The sequence below is a fragment of the Planomicrobium okeanokoites genome, from assembly GCF_003428875.1.
GTDB lineage: Bacteria > Bacillota > Bacilli > Bacillales_A > Planococcaceae > Planococcus > Planococcus okeanokoites.
On the sequence record NZ_QQRS01000003.1, the window covers coordinates 148,789 to 167,983 of the forward strand.

Here is a 19,195-nt window from a genome sequence, read left to right on the forward strand (position 1 = left end):
GGATAAAAACGGCCTAGGCGCGGATAAACATCTTTTAAGCACATAAAATGGAATCGTAGCTCTAAAAAAGCCATCTTTGAACGGATTTTAAGCCTGAAACTCCGATAAAGTTTTATCTTTTTTCAGAATTGAAAACCCGCTCCAGGCGAATAGGGCAGAGGCGATATAGAAAATGCTCGATATCGTGAAGAAGTCCACTAAATAGCCGGTGCCGATGATCGCTGCGGCTGCGGCAATTGACGTCCAAATGTGGTAATTGCCGATTTCTTTTCCTGCTGTTTCTTTTACGACATGCCTGGCCAGCACGGTTTTTTCGGAATTTTTTTGGACTGCGCCAAGCACACCCATAAGGATTTGCAGAATATAGACATGCCAAATTTCATTAGCCAGGGGAAAAACGAGCAATATTAGCGCCATTCCCCAGGAATAGATGCTGAGCAGCAATTGATCGCCTGCTTTATCCGCGATTTTGCCGATGATTGGGTAACAAATTGCAGCAGTGAGTGCAAACAGCCCATATGCCCAGCCAAACTGGGAATAGGAATTTCCGACGTTTCTGAGCATCAGGATATAAAAAGGAAAAATCATGCTAGAGGCCATGCCGATGGTTCCCTGATAGACTATGAATCGTTTATAGTTCATTGCTTGTACTCCTCATAAAAGATATTCATAAACCGCCCGCTCGGATCATATTCTTCTTTCAAATCGAAAAACTCGCGTGTCCTTGGATAGGCTTCTGCCATTTGTTCTTTAGTGGGGTAGCCAAAATAAGGCAGGTAATAGCTTCCTCCATAGTCGAGCGTCACATCAATCATGTTGCGGACGACCCTTCCGGTGTCTTCAATGCTCTTTGCGTCCGTTCCCTGATTGATCAGGAGGACCAGCGAGAACATATCTTCCTTCGCATAAGACAGCACCGCTTTTTCATTTTTTTCAACATAACGGATGGTGATATTCAATAAATTAAAATCTTCTTCATCGATCAACGTTTCTCTTAAGTCATCGATATACGCTTCAAAATTTTTCACCGGAACAAAATATTCCTGCAGGACTTCCGTGTTTTCGGGATGGCTGTATTCCATGAATTCGGAATCCGACCGCATGACGTTATTTCGCGAAATCACTTTTCCATCAATCGAAGCGGAATAGGTTTTCTGGGTGTTCCAGAAAGTCCTCTTCCCTTGCTCATTCAGTCGGGCGAGTCCAAGGAAAAATTTTGGAACAGCAATCAACGTCTCCTCCCTTAATTTCTGGGGATCCATGGGAACGCCTTTCGGCTCCATTGCCTGATAATTGATGACATACATCTCTTTTAAATATGAGTCAGGGGATAAGGAAATTCGCGCCAAATGCATTTTTACACTATCGTCTGCTATTACATTCTCATTAAAATAATCACTGTAATCGTCATACTGAAGCTGTTCAGAATGTATTTCATACATTTCATCGTCCGTCAGCCTCAACGTTACATCCAGGATGATGCCGAATAAACCATAGCCTCCTACAACCGCTTGGAACAGTTCAGTGTTCTGCTCCGGACTGAGCGTCAGAATCTCCCCATTTGCATCAAGCAAGCGCAATGATTCAACAGTATCAATCAGGCTGCCGTGCCGGATATCGAGGCCATGCGCATTGACGCTTAAAGAGCCGCCGATGGTAAAAATATTCTGGGACTGGCTGACTTTTAATGCCAGTCCATATGGATTGATATAGTCCTGGATGTCTCTCCAGGTCGCTCCGCTTTGGACCGTAATGGTTTTCTCCTCGGCATCGAATGCCAAAATCTTGTTATACGGCTTCATATCAAGAAGGATGCCGTCCGGATACTCTGTATGTCCGCCTTGGCTGTGCTGCATGCCGGCAATGGCTATCGGATCTTCTTCCGAATTGGCATCGAGGACTACTTGCTGAATTTCGGCCGTACTGTCTGTCGTTTTTATCGCTTTCATTTTTACTGGCAGCAAGCGGTTTCGGTCTTCTGTTATAGGTTCAGCCCTTTGATCGATAAAATAATGGAGCGACACGAATAAGAGAGTGACGTAAACAAGGAGCATCAAATAGCGTTTCATAATGGTTTCACTCACTCCTTTTAGTTGCCGGCCTTATGCTGCTTTTGACTTTACATTAACAAAGCTTTCTGATAATTACTATAATATTCATAATTATATAGTTTCTATTCAAACTGCAAAAAGCGGCAGGTGCTGAAATGTAAGCACCTGCCGCTTGTAATAATACAAATTTTTCCTTCTATTATTAGTTTTCAGCAGGATTGGCTGTAGTTGCTTAACCATTCCCGTTAGATAAATAGACTACTCCTTAAGTTTAAGTTAAAGAATAATCTGCACTCGCTCAAAAATACCCTAATTTCTTAAGCTCCTCATATACAATCCAGGAATATTTTTTTCGCCCTGCACTGTTCAGGTGATCAGAATCGTGGAAATACTTTTTATGGTCAGCGAAGCGAGGATCGTTCATGTAATTTAAGAAAGGTACATCTGTTTCAAGGGTGTTTAAGTGTTGAAAAACCAGTCGGTCCATCGTTTTTTCATCGAAATGTTCCTGGTAGGTTCTGTGGACAGGCTCTATGGTCAGCACGACTTGGTAGCCTTGTTCTTTACAATAATCGAGAATTTCCTCCAGCTGCTTTAAATTCTCTTCAATGGAATTTTCTGCTACAGCTTTTTGGTATTGCTCTTCGACGTGGGCAGATTTTCGCTCGACGTAGTTTTTTCCGTCATTTGCCCAGGATTGATGGGACTGCCATTTTACATTTTTCCACTTGCCTGAGAGTGCAGACAGAAAGCTTTCACTGTTTGTCGCGGGTGCGTACAAATAGCTGTAATAATCCAGCAGTCGGAACGGCTCTATTTCGGAACGGTCCAAAATCTCATAATACTTGCCGACGCTCTGGTCTTCGAAGCTTACAAAAGTCATTTGGGAGATGGACATGATGACGACTCCGTCAGACTTAAGGTATTTGCCGTACTCTTTCAGCAATTTGAAGTCGTATTGAATCGACTGGGCAGGCAGCGCGAGATCCAGATGGGACATGCCCGTCGGTTTGAAATAATACCCATACATGGAATGGGAGGCACCCAGGTTGATGATGTCCACGGGATGAGGATTCTCCTTGAAGGCAACGATGTCGTCATTGATGTTGTAACTCCGGGACTGCTTCACGAAACTGTTGAACGGCAAAAAAAGCAGTAAAGCCAATGTCATGATAATGGTTAACTTAATGAATAAACGGCCCATAGCAAATCCTTTCGATCCTGTACTTCTTTTAATAAAATAATTGGCAGGCTTGAAAACCATGCGCCCGCGATGCGGGTTTTCTGTTCAAAACCCGCCATAAACGAATCCGCGGCCCGAGGCACCGAATACGAGAACGGAGAGGACAATCAGAATATATACGGCATAGCGGGTGAATGCCGGACGTTGTGATAGCCAGCTCCAGGTGGAAGTGTTTTTCCGTTCGATATAATGGAACAATTGGACAATGATAAAGAAGAAACTGAAAATCACTAAATCCAGCAATGAAAACAATTCAAGTGCCTGAATGAGGCCTGCGGGGTTCCATGCGCTTGGCGTCAGGAAAAGCTTCGCATGATGAAAGGCATCGGCGACAGAACCCGAGCGGAAAAATACTCTGGAAAAGCAGACCAGCAGGAAGGTAACGGCGATTTTCATCCAGGTATGCAGTGCTGGCAGCCTGTCCAGTCGTGTAAAAGCTGCCATTTTAGCGCGTGTGTGCTTCGTATGGTCGCCAAAAACGCGGTAAATCCCGTGTATCAGCCCCCATAACACAAAACTCCAGGCAGCTCCGTGCCAAATGCCGCTTATCAAAAAAGTGATGATAATGACCAGGTAGATTTCACTTCTTTTCTTTTTCCCTTTTGCCAACGGTACAAAGATATAATCGCGGAGCCAGGTGGAAAGCGTGATATGCCATCTGCTCCAGAAATCCGCGATCGAGACGGCAAAATGCGGCTGCTTGAAGTTCTCCGTTAATCTGATTCCCAACATTCTGGCACAACCGATGGCAATGTCACTGAGTGCAGAAAAATCGGCGTATAATTGGATGGAAAACAGGATGGTCGCCAGAACGATTTGTGAACCGGTCGGATCCGGACTATCGTAAACACTCGCTACGATCGGCGCGAGCCGGTCAGCAATCAGTGTCTTCTTGAAAAATCCCCAGGCGATCCGCTTCATGCCGTAGCTTATATTTTCAACCTGTAAAGTCTGTTCCACTTTGAACTGTGGAAGCAGCTTCTTCGCGCGTTCGATCGGTCCCGCCACCAATTGCGGAAAAAAGGCGAAATAGATCGAGAAATAGCCGAAATGCCGTTCAGCCTTCTGTTTGCCGCGGGAGATGTCCACCAAATAACTTACGGCTTGAAATGTGTAAAATGAAATGGCTAATGGCAGAATAAGTTCCTGGTAGGGCAGGGCGTAATGCCAGCCCATATATCCGGAAAGTGCACGGATGGAGTCATTGACGAAATTGAAATATTTAAACCACCCGAGAAAGAACAGCAGGACGCATATGCCCGCCAGCATGACTCGTTTCTTCTGTTTTTTTGTTTCCTGTTTTTCGATGGCAATGCCGGTGAAATAGGAAAAAACTGTGCTGATCAGCAGCAGCAGCACGAAATAGCCGCTCAAGCTGGCATAGAAACTGTAGCTTGCGACCAGCAAAAGCATCCAACGGAAGCGGTGGGGGATTAAATAATACATAAAAACGACTGCTGTGAAAAATATGAGGAACTCAATTGATATAAACGTCATCCGATCACCTGATAAAAAATAAACTCAAGATCTTTTATGAAAAGAAGTGTTGCCGCATATGATACACTGCCGGTTACCAGTTCGACTGATTATAGATCAACCATACAGAGGTAACTCGGAGTAGAGTATTTTTCCAAAATGGTTTCGCGGAATATCCTTGATTCTCATTACCTTGAAGCCTTTTAAGTTTAATTTTTCCTTGATTATTTTTTTTATCTGTACATCATCATCCTGTAATGTGTAAACATGCATCCGGTCATCAGTCCCGGCACAGACACAATCATGGCCCTGCTCATTCAAGATGCCTTCCACTTCATCGAGGCTGATACGGCTTCCAGCGACTTTAATGATTCGTTTGGTTCGGCCGGTTATAAAGAAATAACCATCCTCATCAAAGTATGCCAGGTCACCTGTATGCAGGAGACCGCCATTCTCATCTTTTTTTGAAAGATCGGCTGATGACTCCGCATAGCCCAATGAAACGTTTGGTCCTTGATAGATCAATTCACCGCTTACATTAGGCGCGGTAATATTGTTGCCGTCCGCGTCTTGCAGCATCAGTTCTCCTCCGGGTATGGCGATGCCGATACTTCCGGCTTTATCAAAGTTTTTTTCGTAAGGCAGGTAGCTCATCCGGGCCGTTGCTTCCGTTTGGCCGTACATGGTGAAAAATTGGATGCCTTTTTGATGGCAGACTTCCGCGAATTTAGACGACAGGTTCGAATTCAGTTTACCTCCTGCCTGAGTCAGTTTCTTTAAACTTGGAAGGTCGAACTGTTCGAACTTCAGTTTATCGAGCATTTCATATATAAAGGGGACACCTCCGAAAGTAGTTGCCCCCTGCTCTTTGCATAAATCCCAAAACTCTTTTTTTAAGATAGATGCATCCGTAATAATAATCGTCGCCCCGCTTATGAAGTGGCTATTGATGATTGAAAGACCGTAGGAATAATTCATCGGAAGCGTGGTGATCGGTTTATCGTCAGCCGATATGTCCAGGTATTCCTTTATGGATTCAGCATTTCCAAAGATATTTTCATAACTTAAGCGGACAAATTTGGGGCTGCCGGTACTTCCTGAGGTCGTTAAAAGGAGCGCAAGCTGGTCATCAAGATCATGTTGATAAAATGTGGGACTCTCAAACAAAGTGTAAGCTCCATATGTAAAAGAAGGCTCCATCGTTTTTTCCAGGCCTTGATGTTCGCTGCTCGCCCATATATATGCCGGCTTATAAAGGTCGATCAGTTTCTGAAGTCGATCGGGCTGGATGGATGCATCCAAAAGGACAGGTACGACATGTCCTCTCATAAAGCCTACGTATCCGAATAAAGATTCTTTATTATTTGAACATAAACAAAAAACGAGCGTTCTTTCACCTGCTTTACTGCCGATAGCATCAGCAATTTCCACCATTTCAGCGTAGGAATATTCCCGCTCAGCATATACTGCGGGGCGGCTGCCAAACTCCTCAAGTTTTTTGAAATTATTCATTGACGAAATCTACTCCGAGTCGGTCCAATAGCGCCATTCCAGACTTATACGAATCAAACTCTGACATCCATTCGGAATCCAATGAAACATCAAAGACATCCTCCATCGTTGAAATGAGGATCATATGTCCAAGTGAATCCCATTCGCTTGTTTCCCCTAATGCTAAATCTTCGCTTACCTCGTCTTCTTCCAATTCCAGCGCATCCATAAACGCATTTCTATATTTTTCGATATTTTTCATCGTTAACACCCTTTCACTGCCAGTTTCTTTTTCAAGTTCCCTATATGATGCATTTCCATTATCTTTCTTGTTTGAACGAAACTTTAATGCTCTAATTGAAAATGATTATCATAATCAATTATATGGGTGTGATAAGAAAAGTCAATATCGTATTGAAAATCAATTTTATACTCAGGAATAGATTCGATACTTTAACCTGCAGGGGTTTTGTCATCAATAGAACTAGATGCGAATTATGGATTGCCTGATTTGAAAGCGGGTTAATGTATTTTATTGGTGGACTAAAACAGATTTTAAATACGTCTGATCATAGCAGCTGTGAAAGGGCTTATTGCTGACAGCGCTTATACATCAGCGGCTGAAGGATTTGTAGCGCAGATGGAATTTCAGGGGGAGTGAATACTGAAAAAGCGTATGCGATTTCCCGGAAGGAGACCGCATACGCTTTTGGGGTTAGGTTAAACAGTTTCACTTTGAACGCATTATTTGCTGAAGTTAAAAGTTACGCCGGTAAGCTCCTCTGAAACTTCCCAAAGTTTCTGGCGGAGGGCTTCATCCTTCACGGCCGGATCAGGTTCCTCCAAAGCCGGGTAGCCCCTCCGGTTGCCTTTGCCATCCGGGCCGATGTATTCGCCGCCTTTTATGGCGGAGTCCGTTGCGGCATAGACTGTAGGCAGTGCTCCCATTGTGGCCGGCTGCAGGTAGCGGTGCATGAGCCCACTGAAAATTCGAGGCATTTCACGGCCGCCCAGTTTAAAAAGATTGGTTGCAGAAATTCCGGGATGACAAGCAATGCTGAGCGTCGATAAGCCGTGATGCTTCAATCGGTTATCGAGCTCTGTTGCAAACATCAAATTAGCCAGTTTGCTTTGGCCATAGAACTTCATTCCTTTATAGCCCTGTGAGCCGTCCAGGTTATCAAAGTCGATGGCGGCTTTGCGGTGTGCCAGACTGCTGAGTGTTACCACCCGTGAATTTTCTGTGCGGATAAGAAGAGGAAGGAGCAGGCCGGTCAAGGCGAAATGCCCGAGATGGTTGCTGCCGAACTGCAATTCAAAGCCGTCTTTTGTCTTAGCATATGGAGGCGTCATAACGCCGGCATTATTGATCAGCAAGTCCAAAGAATCAAAGCGGCTGATGAACGCTTCTGCAAAAGCATGTACGCTGTCCAAATCGGCCAAGTCGAGGTTCATGACATCGACAGTTGCCCCGGAATATTCTTCTTTGATTCCCTGTGCAGCTGTATTTCCTTTTTCGATGTCACGGACAGCCAAGATGACCCGTGCACCTCGCCCGGCGAATATCTTAGCGGTTTCAAGTCCGAGTCCGCTGTTCGCCCCCGTGATGATGGCCGTTTTTCCTGTCATTGTCTGTTGTTCCATAAGTTCAGCTCCTGATGTGATCGATTCTTTTTTCTATTGTGCCATTGCGCAATTGCCTAAGCAAGAAAGGGGGATGCCGCCGGCTTCTGCTCACCGTCCCACCGTTCAAGTCGTAGCCTTTTTGTTTTTCAGCTCCAATAAAATAGGCGTGATATTCAGTAATATCGACAGGCTGGTCAACACCCAAAGGGCTGCTGACATGATAGGTACGACGTCCATCAGAGCCGACCAGTCTTCCGCCTCGATCCAATCGGCCACCATGCCGTAATCGGCGGCGAGTGTCAATGCTGTAAATGATAAGCCCATGGCCATCGCCAGTCTGTAATCTTTGCCTGCCGCAAACAGGCCGAGATTTATAAAAGTGGCAATTATTGCAATCACCCCGAATATGAACCACATCGCCATTCCTCCTTTTTATTAGTAATAAAGACCGACCGGCACGGGAAATAGTTTCCATTCAACTGGCTATTTTTTGAGGGAAGCGAAATGCTAGGAAATAAAAGAATCGACGATAAAGATGAAAAAATCGACGATAAACCCATGAAAATCGACGATAAAATGAGCAGATTCGAAACTATTCTCAATAATTTTGATAAGACAGTGAAATGGGGACTCAGGAAGAGCCTCGGTGCAGGGATTTTTTGTTTTTTATTGTAGTGAAAATTTCTATGAGCGGTTTTCGGGGTTCTATGATCATTCAGATGATTCTATGATCACTCAGATGATTCTATGATCACTCAGGGAATTCTATGATCATTCAGGGAATTCTATGATCATTCAGGGAGTTCTATGATCACTCAGATGATTCGATGATCATTCAGGAAGTTCTATGATCACTCAGATGATTCGATGATCATTCAGGAAGTTCTATGATCACTCAGATGATTCGATGATCATTCAGGAAGTTCTATGATCACTCAGATGATTCGATGATCATTCAGGAAGTTCTATGATCACTCAGATGATTCGATGATCATTCAGGAAGTTCTATGATCACTCAGATGATTCGATGATCATTCAGCTTTTTAGACATCATCTCCGGAACATATAAAAGCGGCGGAGTTTACAAAACATCAACCTGCTCTTGCCACCTCCAGTCAACACAGCTACGATTAAAGAAAAGCTGAAGAGATGAGGGGATGACATGGTCGGAAGAAATGATCCGTGTCCGTGCGGGAGCGGGAAAAAGTATAAGAAATGCTGCGGTCGCGAGGAAACGGTGGATCTGCAGCAGGTGATTGATGCGGAACTGGAATCCGTGCTGGTGGATTTTGCGGAGCAGGGGCTGGAGCCGAAGGAGTTTCATCAATTGACTCAGCGTTTAAGCAGCTGGCATTCGGCTTTAGCGAAGGTCTTTGACCGGGATACGATTGAAGCGCTGGCATTTGAGGCGTTTATTTTCCATGACCGTTCGGATATCTGGCGGAACTATATCGCCCGGAAAATGAAAACACAGAAACGGCAGCGCATATTGGATGTGCTGGCGCTGTGGGAAGAGCCATTTTACCTGATTGCCGAAGTTCAGGAAGTGGAAAATGGCATTCTACAGATTCGCGATAAAGTGACCGGAGACATTCATCAAATGAAGAACATTACTGATGCGAAAGCTGGTGAGTGGATTTTTGGCATCGTCATGCACAGCCTGCGGGATGGCCAGCCGATATTGCAGCCGGCGGAGGGGTTGATTACCATTCCAGCTTTCCAGCAGTCAGTTGTTGAGAAGCTGGCAGCCCGCTTGAAAGAAGGGGTCAGCGATTCGCTGGACTTATACCGACTGTTAGCGACAGGGGCTGTGGACCTGGGATTATCGGCATTTCAGGAAGAAGTCATGGGGTTGGTCAGCGGGTTTATTGATGACTACGGCTTGAAAAATGAAGCGATCGAAGGCATTGCGTTTTCGTTCCTGAAGGAAGTGCCCGTAAAGGCCCGGAAGCCGGAAGGTGTAGCGGCGGGAATTCTGCAGGCTGCAAGCGACTTCGGGCTGTTTGAGGAAGTTTATGTACCTCAGCAGATCATCGCGGAAGAGCTCGGAACAACCGTTGGCACCCTGTCGAAATACAGGGACATGGTCGGTGAGTTTGTGATAGAGCGGGTGGGTCATAGTGACAGTGTCCAATCCCCACAGCCGGCGGTGGTGCCGGCCGTAGTCACCGAAATGGGGACCGACCCGCGGGTGACGGAGCAAGGGCTGTGGGAAATGATGAAGCGCACCGCGAACGCCGGATCGGAAGCTGAATTGAACAAGATCCTGCAGCAGCCGAATGTGAAATATAAGCCGGTAACCGATGCTGAACGGGCGCAGCTGCTTTGCTATGAAGCGTTTGAAACGGACGGCAAAGCACGCGAACGGCTGGCGCGGGAAGCGCTCCAGTTGGATTCGAAAAGCGGCGATGCGAATTTGCTGATGGCGGAATTTGTAGAGCACAATGTTGAAAAAGAGCTTCATTATTTAAATGCTTTGAATACTGGCTACCGGACCTTCGATAACAGTTTCGACATTCCTTGGGGTTATGTGCCGAACCGGCCGTTCTTCCGTGCTTTATTTTCATATGGCGCCTGGTTGATGGAGCAGGACAGATATGACAAGGCGATTGAACAGCTGACGGAAATTATGGATAGAAATCCGCTCGACCACCAAGGCGCGAAATGGCTGCTGTTGAGCGCTTATATCCATGCGGGCAAATGGAAGCAAGCAAGTGATTTCATAGATGGCTTTGCCTTGGAGGACAATTCAGGAATCGGCATGTATTTTCACTATCTCCATGACTTGCATACCGGCCTCCTGAAACCTCATGAAAAGAGTAAAATGAAAGATTTCATCAAGAAGCGCAATCCGCATCTTTTCAAACTGCTGAAAGAAGGCAAGAAGCCGGGTGCTTTTCCGAGGCGTTTGAGTCTGCAAAAAGGAAATAAGGATGAGTCGGAGCTGATTTATTGGCTAATTTATGGGATTGGGGAAACGAAATCATTTATTGAGTAAGGGGATGGTGGCATCTTCCAATCTCAATAACTACGAAGGTAGTGTACTATTGAAATTACAATGATAAGTATCGATTAGAAAGTCGATAGATTTAAAGGAGTGGCATAATGGACCGATTAGTGAAGGAACAATTAGGCGAGATGCTCGATGTGTTCGAAAGTTTCCCGGATTGTAAAATTGAAAAGACTGAAGGCGACCGGCTGTTGATCGCGAGCCATAAACCTGTTCCGTGGAGTGATGCGCTCGAAAAGAGCGACGCGGAGTCGGCGCATAAAATCGGCTCCATCAACCCGCACAAATTCGCGCTGGGGCTGTACATCGATTTTCCGCATGATTTCTTCGAGTTTGATGAGTTGGTGAAAATCGTAGATCCTGAAGCGACGCTGACATATTATCCGCCGGGCGAAAAGACGTCCACGGTGAAAAGCTGGTGGCGATTCCGTTCCGATGAAAAGTTTGACAGCATCCACCTGGTGCTGCGGAAAACAGAGTTGGATTATTATGATTTCAAGAGAGAAGACTGGATGGAATTAATGCGGCAGATTATCGGGGTTCATGAATGATTATTGGCGATGGAATTTTTTGCTGAAAATAAAAGATGTGTCGGAAAAACGCTTCCTCTGGGAGCGTTTTTTTATTTATTGTGGGGAGTTGAAGGCTGGCGCGGATAAATGACGTCTAGCCGCGGATAAAACCGGCTTAGGCGCGGATAAACAGGCTGCAGGCGCTGATAAACACCGATTTGCCGCGGATAAGCGGGGTGGAGGTGCTTAAATAGAAGCTGTTGGCCTCGAAAACAAGCATTTCTGAAAGGATTTTCCTCAATTCCCTCACTCATAAACAGAAAACTGCCCCAAACGCACCCAAAATATGAGAAATTTAAAAGGATGTCTCCTAAAAGATATGCTGCCAAGCAGATGGTCTGGATTAACAACCGCTCCAGCCAGCTTTAACGTGCAATAAAGGATGTGAACTATTTTTAATTATCCTTTTATCGCTTTCTTAACTAAATTTTATAATTTTTTGATCTTTTGGCTGGTAATCGAACATAGGTTCTGTTATAGTAAAAGCATATCACTATGGAATGGGGTGTATTTCGATGGTGCTTGCGATCAAAGAAGTGAACGGATATGAAAGAGGAAAAAAATATACTGAGGATCTTGAGATTTTATCCTGCTTCAAAAACGACGAACATCGGGTAGTCGCTTTAACTGACACGGACGGCAATGTTTTTTACTGGACGACTACAGTGGATTCGCCTGAATATCGAAACTTCCGGAGAAAAGCCACTTATACATTTAAAGTCAGTTATATTTCCACAATAGTCGGCCCTTCCAGACCTAAGATTGTGATTGCAGAATTGAATGACGTAACAGCCAGTAACGCTATGTTTGGTGAGTCAGAACAATATAGATTACATGCTTAATATATATTTAAGAAGAACCTTGATGCGCTCAAGGTTCTTTTTGTTTAGCAATATAAATGTTGGTCTTCCTATCATTCAGTGAGAATATCAGGGCTGTTGAAAAACTATCTGTAAACATAATGGAATAAATAATTATATTATTGCATATTAATGCATGGTAAACTTAACTATAAATCGCACATATTTTATTAAAGGAGCCCAACCAATGACATTACAACAACAGATATTTGATTACATAGACAAGATTTCAAACGAAATTACAGACATCAGACGCCATCTGCATATGCATCCGGAGCTGTCGCATCAGGAAGTGGAGACGCCCGATTTTATTGCCAAGTATTTGGAGGGGCTGAATATTCCGGTGCGGCGGGGCGTTGGCGGCAGAGGAGTCGTCGGCAGGATTGAAGGCGGGAAGCCGGGGAAGACGATTGCGTTTCGGGCGGATTTTGATGCGTTGCCGATTCAGGACGCCAAGGATGTGGCGTATAAATCCACGGTGCCCGGCGTGATGCATGCGTGTGGACATGATGGGCATACGGCGGCGCTGCTCGGATTTGCGAAGGTGATGAATGAGGTGAAGGATGAACTGCCGGGCACTATCGTGCTGATCCATCAATTCGGCGAGGAATTGTCGCCGGGCGGCGCGAGGGCGATGATTGAAGACGGTTGCCTGGAAGGTGTGGACGAGATTTACGGCGCGCATCTGCAGTCGCAGATGGAAGTCGGGCATGTGTACGGGCGGGACGGTTACCTGCAGGCGGCTGAAGATACGGTGAAGATAACGGTGAACGGTTCCGGCACGCATGGGGCGGAGCCGCATACGGGAACCGATCCGATTCTCGCTGCGAGCCATATCATGGTTGCGTTGCAGTCGATTGTCAGTCGGAATGCGGATCCGCTGAAAGAACTCGTTGTGTCGATCGGCAAATTCCATGCGGGTGATGCGGACAATGTCATTCCGGAAAAAGCCGTTATGGAAGGGACGATCCGTGTGTTCGATGAGAATTTGCGCTCGCTTGCGGGGCAGCGGATTAAGGATTTGGCTGCGGGTGTTGGCAAGGGGCTCGGCTGCACGGTGGACGTGGAGATTGGCAAGGGCTATGACTCCCTGTGGAATCATCCCGAACAGATGGAGCTTGTTCGCCGGGCGGTCGGCAATTCGTTTGGCGACGGCGTCTACCAGGACATCGCTCCGATCATGCCGGTAGAAGATTTTTCTTATTATCTGCAGCAGGTGCCGGGCGCCTTTTTCTTTGTGGGTGCGAAGCCTGTGGGCGTTGAAAATCCGTTTCCCCACCATCACGAGAAATTCGATTTCCACGAACCGGCGATGGCCATGACGGCGAAGGTTTTCGCGGCGGCTTATTTGGAATCGCAAAATTAAGGGCGGTGCGGCAAAAACTAATCTGAACGTTTTTGGCAATAAAAAATATGTTTTTTCATAGCCACGCCCACTGGATCAACAGTTGGGTGTGGCTTTTATTTTGTGAATGCGGAAATGGCGGCTGGGATGATTGGGGAGCGGTGCTGGATGAGTTGGCGAATTCGAAAAATGAGCAGTTCTGGAGGCTGGCGCGGATAAACAAGCTCCAGCCGCGGATAAACAGCGATTTTCCGCGGATAAGCGGGTGGCAAGGCATATAAAAGGAGGATGCTGCCTCAAAAAGAAGCTTATCCGAGCGGATTTCCGGCAAAAAAACTCACCTCAATACAAAAAGTTAGCAAAATCTCTTCAAAAACACATAAAACTCACAGAAATGCCTCCGCATACCTGCAGCCGCATAGCAGGACATCATAGACCGCCATCTTCCCCCAAAATGAACTCACTATTCAACCTCACACCCCAACAAGTTATAATCAACCCAGGGGGAATTCTCATGAACTTAAGCAATCTGAAAAAACAGGTGCCGGCGAAGCTTTATAACCGCGGACTTGATTATTTTGAGCAGGATTTTGTGGAGCAGCTGACGGAAGACGCTCCGAATCGCTGGCATGCGCGGGTAGCGGGCACGAGGGATTACGACGTATCGGTCAATTTGACAAAGGACGGGACGATTGTGGGTTCGTACTGCACTTGCCCGTTCGAATCGGATTCGCTGTGCAAGCATGAGGTGGCAGTGTGCCTGGCGATCCGCAAGTATAAGGAAGAGAACGGTTCGACGGCATCAGTGGATGTGCGGACGCAATTAAAGGCGCTGAAAAAAGCAGAGCTGCTGGAAATTCTGGAGGAGCTCGCCGAGAAGCAGCCGGCTGTCCAGCTTTATTTGACGGAGAAATTCACGAATCCTGATGGCATGGATGAAAATAAGGCGCGCCGGATCATCCGGAAAGCGGTGAGCCGTGCCAGCCGAAAGGGATTTATTGACTGGGACCGGACGGAAGACGCGCTCGAAGGTGTGTGGGAAGTACAGAAGTTTGTAAATGGCTTGAATCTGCAGCACGATGCTGAACGGATCGTCCGCCTGAGTTTGATGATCGTGAAGGAATGTACGGAAATACTGGAAATTGCGGACAGTTCATCCGGGGATATCAGTTTAGCCATTTACGAAAGCTTGGAGAAAATTGACGTGACGCTGGCGGAGTGGCCAGGAAAATTGGATGAATCGGCTGTCGGCCAGATGCTCGACCTGTTATATCCGCATATCCTGTTCGGCCTGGAGCGGGATATGACGGATGCGGCGGATTATCTGATGGAATCAGTACTGCAATGGAATAAAAACGATGATTTCGCCGACGTTTTTTATGGTTTTATTGAAAAAGTGATTGGCAGCAAGGAGATGCAAGATAAGACATATGCATATGCGGAAGAGCGATTCCGTGTGATGCAATTATCGGTGCTGCTGCAGCAGATGGATTTAAAAGCGGTCGAAGCGTTTTACGCGGAGCACTACAGCTATCCCGCTATCCGAAAAGTGCAGGTCCAGCAGGCGCTGGAGGCGGATGAGTATGGAAAAGTCATCCGGTTGTGTGAAGAGTCAGAGAGACTGGATGCCGGTCTTCCGGGACTGGTGCATGATTGGAAAGAGCTGCGTTTTGCAGCTTACGAAGGAACGGGCAATACTGAGGAAATAATCGGGCTCAGCTTCGAGTTTGCGCTGAAAGGCGAGGAAGAATATTATGTTAAACTCCGTGGCTTAGTGGATGCGGAGCAATGGCCGAAGGTACTGGAGCAGCTTCTTGCCGAGATGAAAAACAGTCCGCGGGCACTGCCTTTGTATCTCAGAATCCTGATTGATGAAAAGAGGCTGGAAGAGCTGCTGGATTATTGCCGGTCTAATGTCTCTGCAATCGAGCATCTCTATCCGCACTTATTGGCCGATTATCCACATGAAGTGAATGAAATCTATACCGCCTATATTTACCGGCAGATCGAGCGGGCTTCCAATCGCAAGGCATACTGGACCTCCTGTCAGATCATCAAAAATTTCAAACGTGCGCTGGGCGCCGAAGCAGCGGGGGGACTGATTGAAGAACTGAAGTTCATGTATCCGAAGCGGACGGCGCTGTTGGATGAGTTGGGGAAGATAGAGTAGAAATAAGCGGTGTCAGCCAAAGGCTGGATACCGCTTATTTATTGCATTAAATGAGTAATCTACGGGACGAAATGATTTTTTAGATGGGGGTATGAAATAGCCCGGCCACTGTATGGAGCTGCATTGAATAGTTTATCTTCTGAATAATTGTGTAGATCTCTGGTAAACGCCTCAAAGAAAAAGCCGTATCCACAACCCCACTCAAGGGCTGCCGGACACGGCTTTATTAGGTTCACCTAAAATAACTCCCGCGCCAATAACCGATAAACATCCAACCGCTTCTCCTGCGAATGCGGAATGCTGCAGATCATGGCTTCCTCGAAACCGTATTGCTGCTGTTCCCGCTGCAATTGATCCGCGACGTCTTTGGCGGAACCGACGAGGTGGATTTTGCGGCTCGCCTGGATTTGCATGCGGTCCATTTCGGTGAGCGCGGAATTCTGCGCCTGTTCAGGTGTCAGGAGCGGCATGATGCGGCCTTTCATCAACATCAGGCGCGCAATGTCCTGCGGCAAGGCTTCGTATTCGGCTTCTTCGGCGGTTTCAGCAGTCGTCACCAGATAGGATACCGAAATTTCGGGTTTCTCCATGAAGGCGGAAGGCGTGAAACTATTTCGGTACGCGTCCAGGATTTCGTTCGACATGCTGCCTTGGAAAAACTGGGCAAATGAATAGCCGACGCCCATCCGTCCGGCTTCGAGCGCGCTGTTGCCGCTTGAGCCGAGCAGCCAGGCTTCCGGCAGCTGGATATTTGTCGGAGCGGCGAGGGTTTTATTGTACATATTGTCTTCCGGCGTTTCGTCGTTGATCAGTTTAAGCGCTGTGTCGAATTTGCCGTACATATCGTCCGTCATCGGCCGGCGTCCTTGGGACAAGGCGTAGATGGAACTGTGGTCGCCGCCGGGAGCGCGGCCCACACCGAAATCGATGCGGCCCGGTGCGAGTGCGCTCAAGGTTTTAAAGACTTCCGCCAATTTCAAAGGCGAATAATGCATCATCATGACGCCGCCGGTCCCAATCCGGATGTTCTCCGTTTTGGCGGCCAGATAGGCGGCAGTGACTTCTGGGGCTGAGCTGGAAAATGCGCCGGAGCCGTGATGCTCCGCCATCCACATCCTGCTGTAGGCTAATTCGTCGGCGAGCACCGCGAGCTCCACCGCTTTTTGGATCGCCGCTTCCGCCGTGTTGCCTGACGTGACCGGCGCTTGGTCCAATACACTGAGTTTCATCTATATAACTTCCTTTCTTTGCCTGCAACTTTGCATATAGAGGAGTATAGCAGGCAGTCCTGGGGAAATCATTTCTTCTGTCTCAGGTTTTATTGCGATGGAAATAAAATCAAAACTTGTGAATCTTTATGTGCGGAACTTCCGTATAATAAAATCGACGGAGACGATTGCGCGTGTAAGAATCGATTTCTCTCCGACTATCCGGGAAAGGCATGATTGAATGTTTACCATCACATTTGTAATTTTCCTCTTTTTCATCCCGATTGCCTGGTTTATTTGGACCAGTGTGAGCAATAAAACCGGCAAAATCGATAAACCGAAGTGGAAAGTTCCTTTGGCCATCTTATTGGCATTGCTTCTTGGCAGCATCGCCGTGAATTATTATCTTTCCGATATTTACCAGCTTGCCTTTTTCCAGAATGGGTTTGAAAGTACGGTTGCGCTGATCATCGCCGGGGCGCTGCTGGTGATGATGCTGATCGTCAACGTCATCGTCAGCTTCTTCTTCAAAGGTGCGCCGAAATCGGTCCATAATCCGAAAGCGGTATGGATTGTGGGCGGCGTTCTGTGCACGACGATGCTATTTTTCACGATGTGGGTCTATCCGTTCGCCGAAAAAGTTTCGTATATCCAGAAAGTCGAAAAGGCGCTGGATGTGGCAGAACAGCGGCAAGACGGTGAGGAAATCACGGTCGTGTTCATGAGTTCCGAGAAGAATTGCGTGCGAACCAACACTTCGAATTGCCGATCCGTTTCGTATAAAAACACCTTTTTCCTCAAAAATAATTTAGATGTCCAAAAAGAGGTCCAGGTGCAGATCCGTGCACTGGACGTTGATGAAAAAGAACTGGAAGTCGTCGAATCGGACATCATGACGCTCGCGGCAGGCGAATTGAAGCTGCTTGAGACGGAGGAATCCTCTGACGAGTCGAGCATCTGGAGCCGCCATTCCTTTGAAACCGACGTCCGCACCCATTCCTACGAATCGATTTACAGGTATCGCGATGCTGAATAATTTAAACGGCCGTGCCGGAGACATTTCTGTTTCCGGCACGGCCGTTTCTTTATTCCATTATTTCTCCGCTTCCCGCGCAGCCTTAACACTGTTCGGGTCGAAGAATTTATCGACCAGGTCGTAGATGGTGATGAGTTCGTAAAGAATCTTGAACTCCGGCGGGAACAGGGTCGGATGCAGGGCATCGCTTGTCGAGATGCCTTTACTGTCTTCCCAGAAGAAATCGGTGATGATCTTTAATTGTGCCTGATGGGTTTCGCGGTCGTAAGCATTGGAATTCTGCAGGTCGTCCGCCAGTTCAGAAACAGCTTGCATGATGATGTTGCGCTCGGCTTGCGACCACTTGATGCTTTGGAACGGGATGCGGAGCAGGGCATCGAGGTGGAATTCCAGGTTATGCAGAAAGAGCAATTGCCGTTCCGCCATGCGCAGCTCCGTTTCCCGGTCACGGACGCGGGGATATAGGCTGAAATCGTCGCGATGGTAATGGATTAATTTCTCCGTCTTCCTGATCTCCGTCGTCAGCCGCTTCACAAGTTCCTGATCTTCCTGCAGGTTTGCATCGCCGTCAAAAAGGATTGTGTGGAAAGTGTGCTCGAGCATCGTGCCGGCGCGTTCGCTGATGCTTTGAATGCTTTTCAGGATATCCGCCCGGTAATTCGGCGGGAAAACGAGCATGTTGACGGCTGTGGACACGAGCAGGCCGACCGTCGTGGTCCCCAGTCGAATAAAGAAGGAGACCAGCACATGATCATGGATCACTTCGATCATGGCAACGGACGTCAATGTGGCAACGAGCAAGCCGGCGTGCAGCTTGAGCCGGTAACAGACCAGAATCGTGGCGACCGCCGCGAGTGTATAGGTAATCGGGGCGTTGCCGAAAAGTGTGATGAAGAGCACGGCGAATGCGGAACCGATGGCAGAGGCAGGGAACCGCACGAGCCCTTTTTTGATAGAATCGCTGACGGTCGGCTCAACCGTCACGATAGCCGTGATGACCGCAAAGACAGGCGGCCAGCCGAACCAGAGGCAGATCGTCGCTGTCAGAAAGATGGCTATGCCGGTTTTTAGAATCCGACTGCCGTTGAAATGAAAGGATCGCATAAT

At 47.2% G+C, this 19,195-nt stretch carries 18 protein-coding genes; 7 read left to right on the forward strand and 11 right to left on the reverse strand.

What is annotated here, in order from left to right; all coding sequences use genetic code 11:
• Positions 1–87 precede the first annotated feature (87 nt).
• The 8 genes from D2910_RS08695 to D2910_RS08730 form a co-directional block, all read right to left on the reverse strand.
• Complete coding sequence (locus D2910_RS08695) at positions 88–642, reverse strand: MFS transporter (RefSeq protein WP_117313207.1); 555 nt, start codon at positions 640–642, stop codon at positions 88–90.
• Complete coding sequence (locus D2910_RS08700; protein ID WP_117313208.1) at positions 639–2,069, reverse strand: FAD-binding oxidoreductase; 1,431 nt, start codon at positions 2,067–2,069, stop codon at positions 639–641. Before D2910_RS08700 ends, D2910_RS08695 begins: the two co-directional genes overlap by 4 nt.
• 280 nt (positions 2,070–2,349) lie before the next feature.
• Positions 2,350–3,255, reverse strand: coding sequence for a hypothetical protein (locus D2910_RS08705; protein WP_117313209.1), 906 nt, complete (start codon positions 3,253–3,255; stop codon positions 2,350–2,352).
• Between the two features lie 84 nt (positions 3,256–3,339).
• On the reverse strand, positions 3,340–4,740 hold the full coding sequence (locus D2910_RS08710; protein ID WP_240633585.1) for an MBOAT family O-acyltransferase: 1,401 nt from the start codon (positions 4,738–4,740) through the stop codon (positions 3,340–3,342).
• A gap of 147 nt (positions 4,741–4,887) precedes the next feature.
• Positions 4,888–6,282: an AMP-binding protein gene (locus D2910_RS08715; RefSeq protein ID WP_117313210.1), complete on the reverse strand. Its 1,395-nt coding sequence runs from the start codon at positions 6,280–6,282 to the stop codon at positions 4,888–4,890.
• A complete protein-coding gene (locus D2910_RS08720; protein WP_117313211.1) occupies positions 6,275–6,523 on the reverse strand; it encodes an acyl carrier protein in 249 nt (82 codons plus the stop codon). The genes D2910_RS08715 and D2910_RS08720 overlap by 8 nt, the downstream gene beginning before the upstream one ends.
• A gap of 482 nt (positions 6,524–7,005) precedes the next feature.
• Entirely contained in the window at positions 7,006–7,905 is a 900-nt protein-coding gene (locus tag D2910_RS08725; protein WP_117313212.1) for an oxidoreductase, read from the reverse strand.
• Between the two features lie 105 nt (positions 7,906–8,010).
• The gene (locus tag D2910_RS08730; RefSeq protein WP_117313213.1) at positions 8,011–8,304 is read right to left on the reverse strand and encodes a hypothetical protein; all 294 of its coding nucleotides are present in this window, start codon (positions 8,302–8,304) and stop codon (positions 8,011–8,013) included.
• Between the two features lie 87 nt (positions 8,305–8,391).
• On the opposite strand from D2910_RS08730, the gene D2910_RS16875 reads away from it, so the two are divergent.
• The 5 genes from D2910_RS16875 (at position 8,392) to D2910_RS08750 (ending at position 13,695) form a co-directional block, all read left to right on the forward strand.
• The gene (locus tag D2910_RS16875; protein WP_165850161.1) at positions 8,392–8,562 is read left to right on the forward strand and encodes a hypothetical protein; all 171 of its coding nucleotides are present in this window, start codon (positions 8,392–8,394) and stop codon (positions 8,560–8,562) included.
• 487 nt (positions 8,563–9,049) lie between these two features.
• Positions 9,050–10,885, forward strand: coding sequence for a tetratricopeptide repeat protein (locus D2910_RS08735; RefSeq protein ID WP_117313214.1), 1,836 nt, complete (start codon positions 9,050–9,052; stop codon positions 10,883–10,885).
• A 107-nt stretch (positions 10,886–10,992) separates the two neighbouring features.
• Complete coding sequence (locus tag D2910_RS08740; protein ID WP_117313215.1) at positions 10,993–11,448, forward strand: hypothetical protein; 456 nt, start codon at positions 10,993–10,995, stop codon at positions 11,446–11,448.
• Between the two features lie 536 nt (positions 11,449–11,984).
• The gene (locus tag D2910_RS08745; RefSeq protein ID WP_117313216.1) at positions 11,985–12,311 is read left to right on the forward strand and encodes a hypothetical protein; all 327 of its coding nucleotides are present in this window, start codon (positions 11,985–11,987) and stop codon (positions 12,309–12,311) included.
• A 205-nt stretch (positions 12,312–12,516) separates the two neighbouring features.
• Positions 12,517–13,695: a M20 metallopeptidase family protein gene (locus D2910_RS08750; protein WP_117313217.1), complete on the forward strand. Its 1,179-nt coding sequence runs from the start codon at positions 12,517–12,519 to the stop codon at positions 13,693–13,695.
• 55 nt (positions 13,696–13,750) lie between these two features.
• On the opposite strand, the gene D2910_RS16880 is transcribed toward D2910_RS08750, so the two are convergent.
• A complete protein-coding gene (locus D2910_RS16880) occupies positions 13,751–14,005 on the reverse strand; it encodes a hypothetical protein (protein ID WP_117313218.1) in 255 nt (84 codons plus the stop codon).
• Between the two features lie 183 nt (positions 14,006–14,188).
• Between D2910_RS16880 and D2910_RS08760 the strand changes: the two genes are divergently transcribed.
• Positions 14,189–15,844 carry a hypothetical protein gene (locus tag D2910_RS08760; protein ID WP_117313219.1) on the forward strand — a complete coding sequence of 552 codons (1,656 nt, stop codon included), beginning with the start codon at positions 14,189–14,191 and terminating at the stop codon, positions 15,842–15,844.
• 236 nt (positions 15,845–16,080) lie between these two features.
• Here D2910_RS08760 and D2910_RS08765 read toward each other — a convergent pair whose 3' ends face one another.
• Complete coding sequence (locus tag D2910_RS08765) at positions 16,081–17,073, reverse strand: MsnO8 family LLM class oxidoreductase (RefSeq protein WP_117313220.1); 993 nt, start codon at positions 17,071–17,073, stop codon at positions 16,081–16,083.
• Positions 17,074–17,293: 220 nt separating this feature from the next.
• Between D2910_RS08765 and D2910_RS08770 the strand changes: the two genes are divergently transcribed.
• Entirely contained in the window at positions 17,294–18,088 is a 795-nt protein-coding gene (locus D2910_RS08770; protein ID WP_117313221.1) for a hypothetical protein, read from the forward strand.
• Between the two features lie 57 nt (positions 18,089–18,145).
• Here the strand turns inward: D2910_RS08770 and D2910_RS08775 are convergent, their stop codons facing one another.
• Positions 18,146–19,192 carry an aromatic acid exporter family protein gene (locus D2910_RS08775; protein ID WP_101803600.1) on the reverse strand — a complete coding sequence of 349 codons (1,047 nt, stop codon included), beginning with the start codon at positions 19,190–19,192 and terminating at the stop codon, positions 18,146–18,148.
• Between the last annotated feature and the right edge of the window lie 3 nt (positions 19,193–19,195).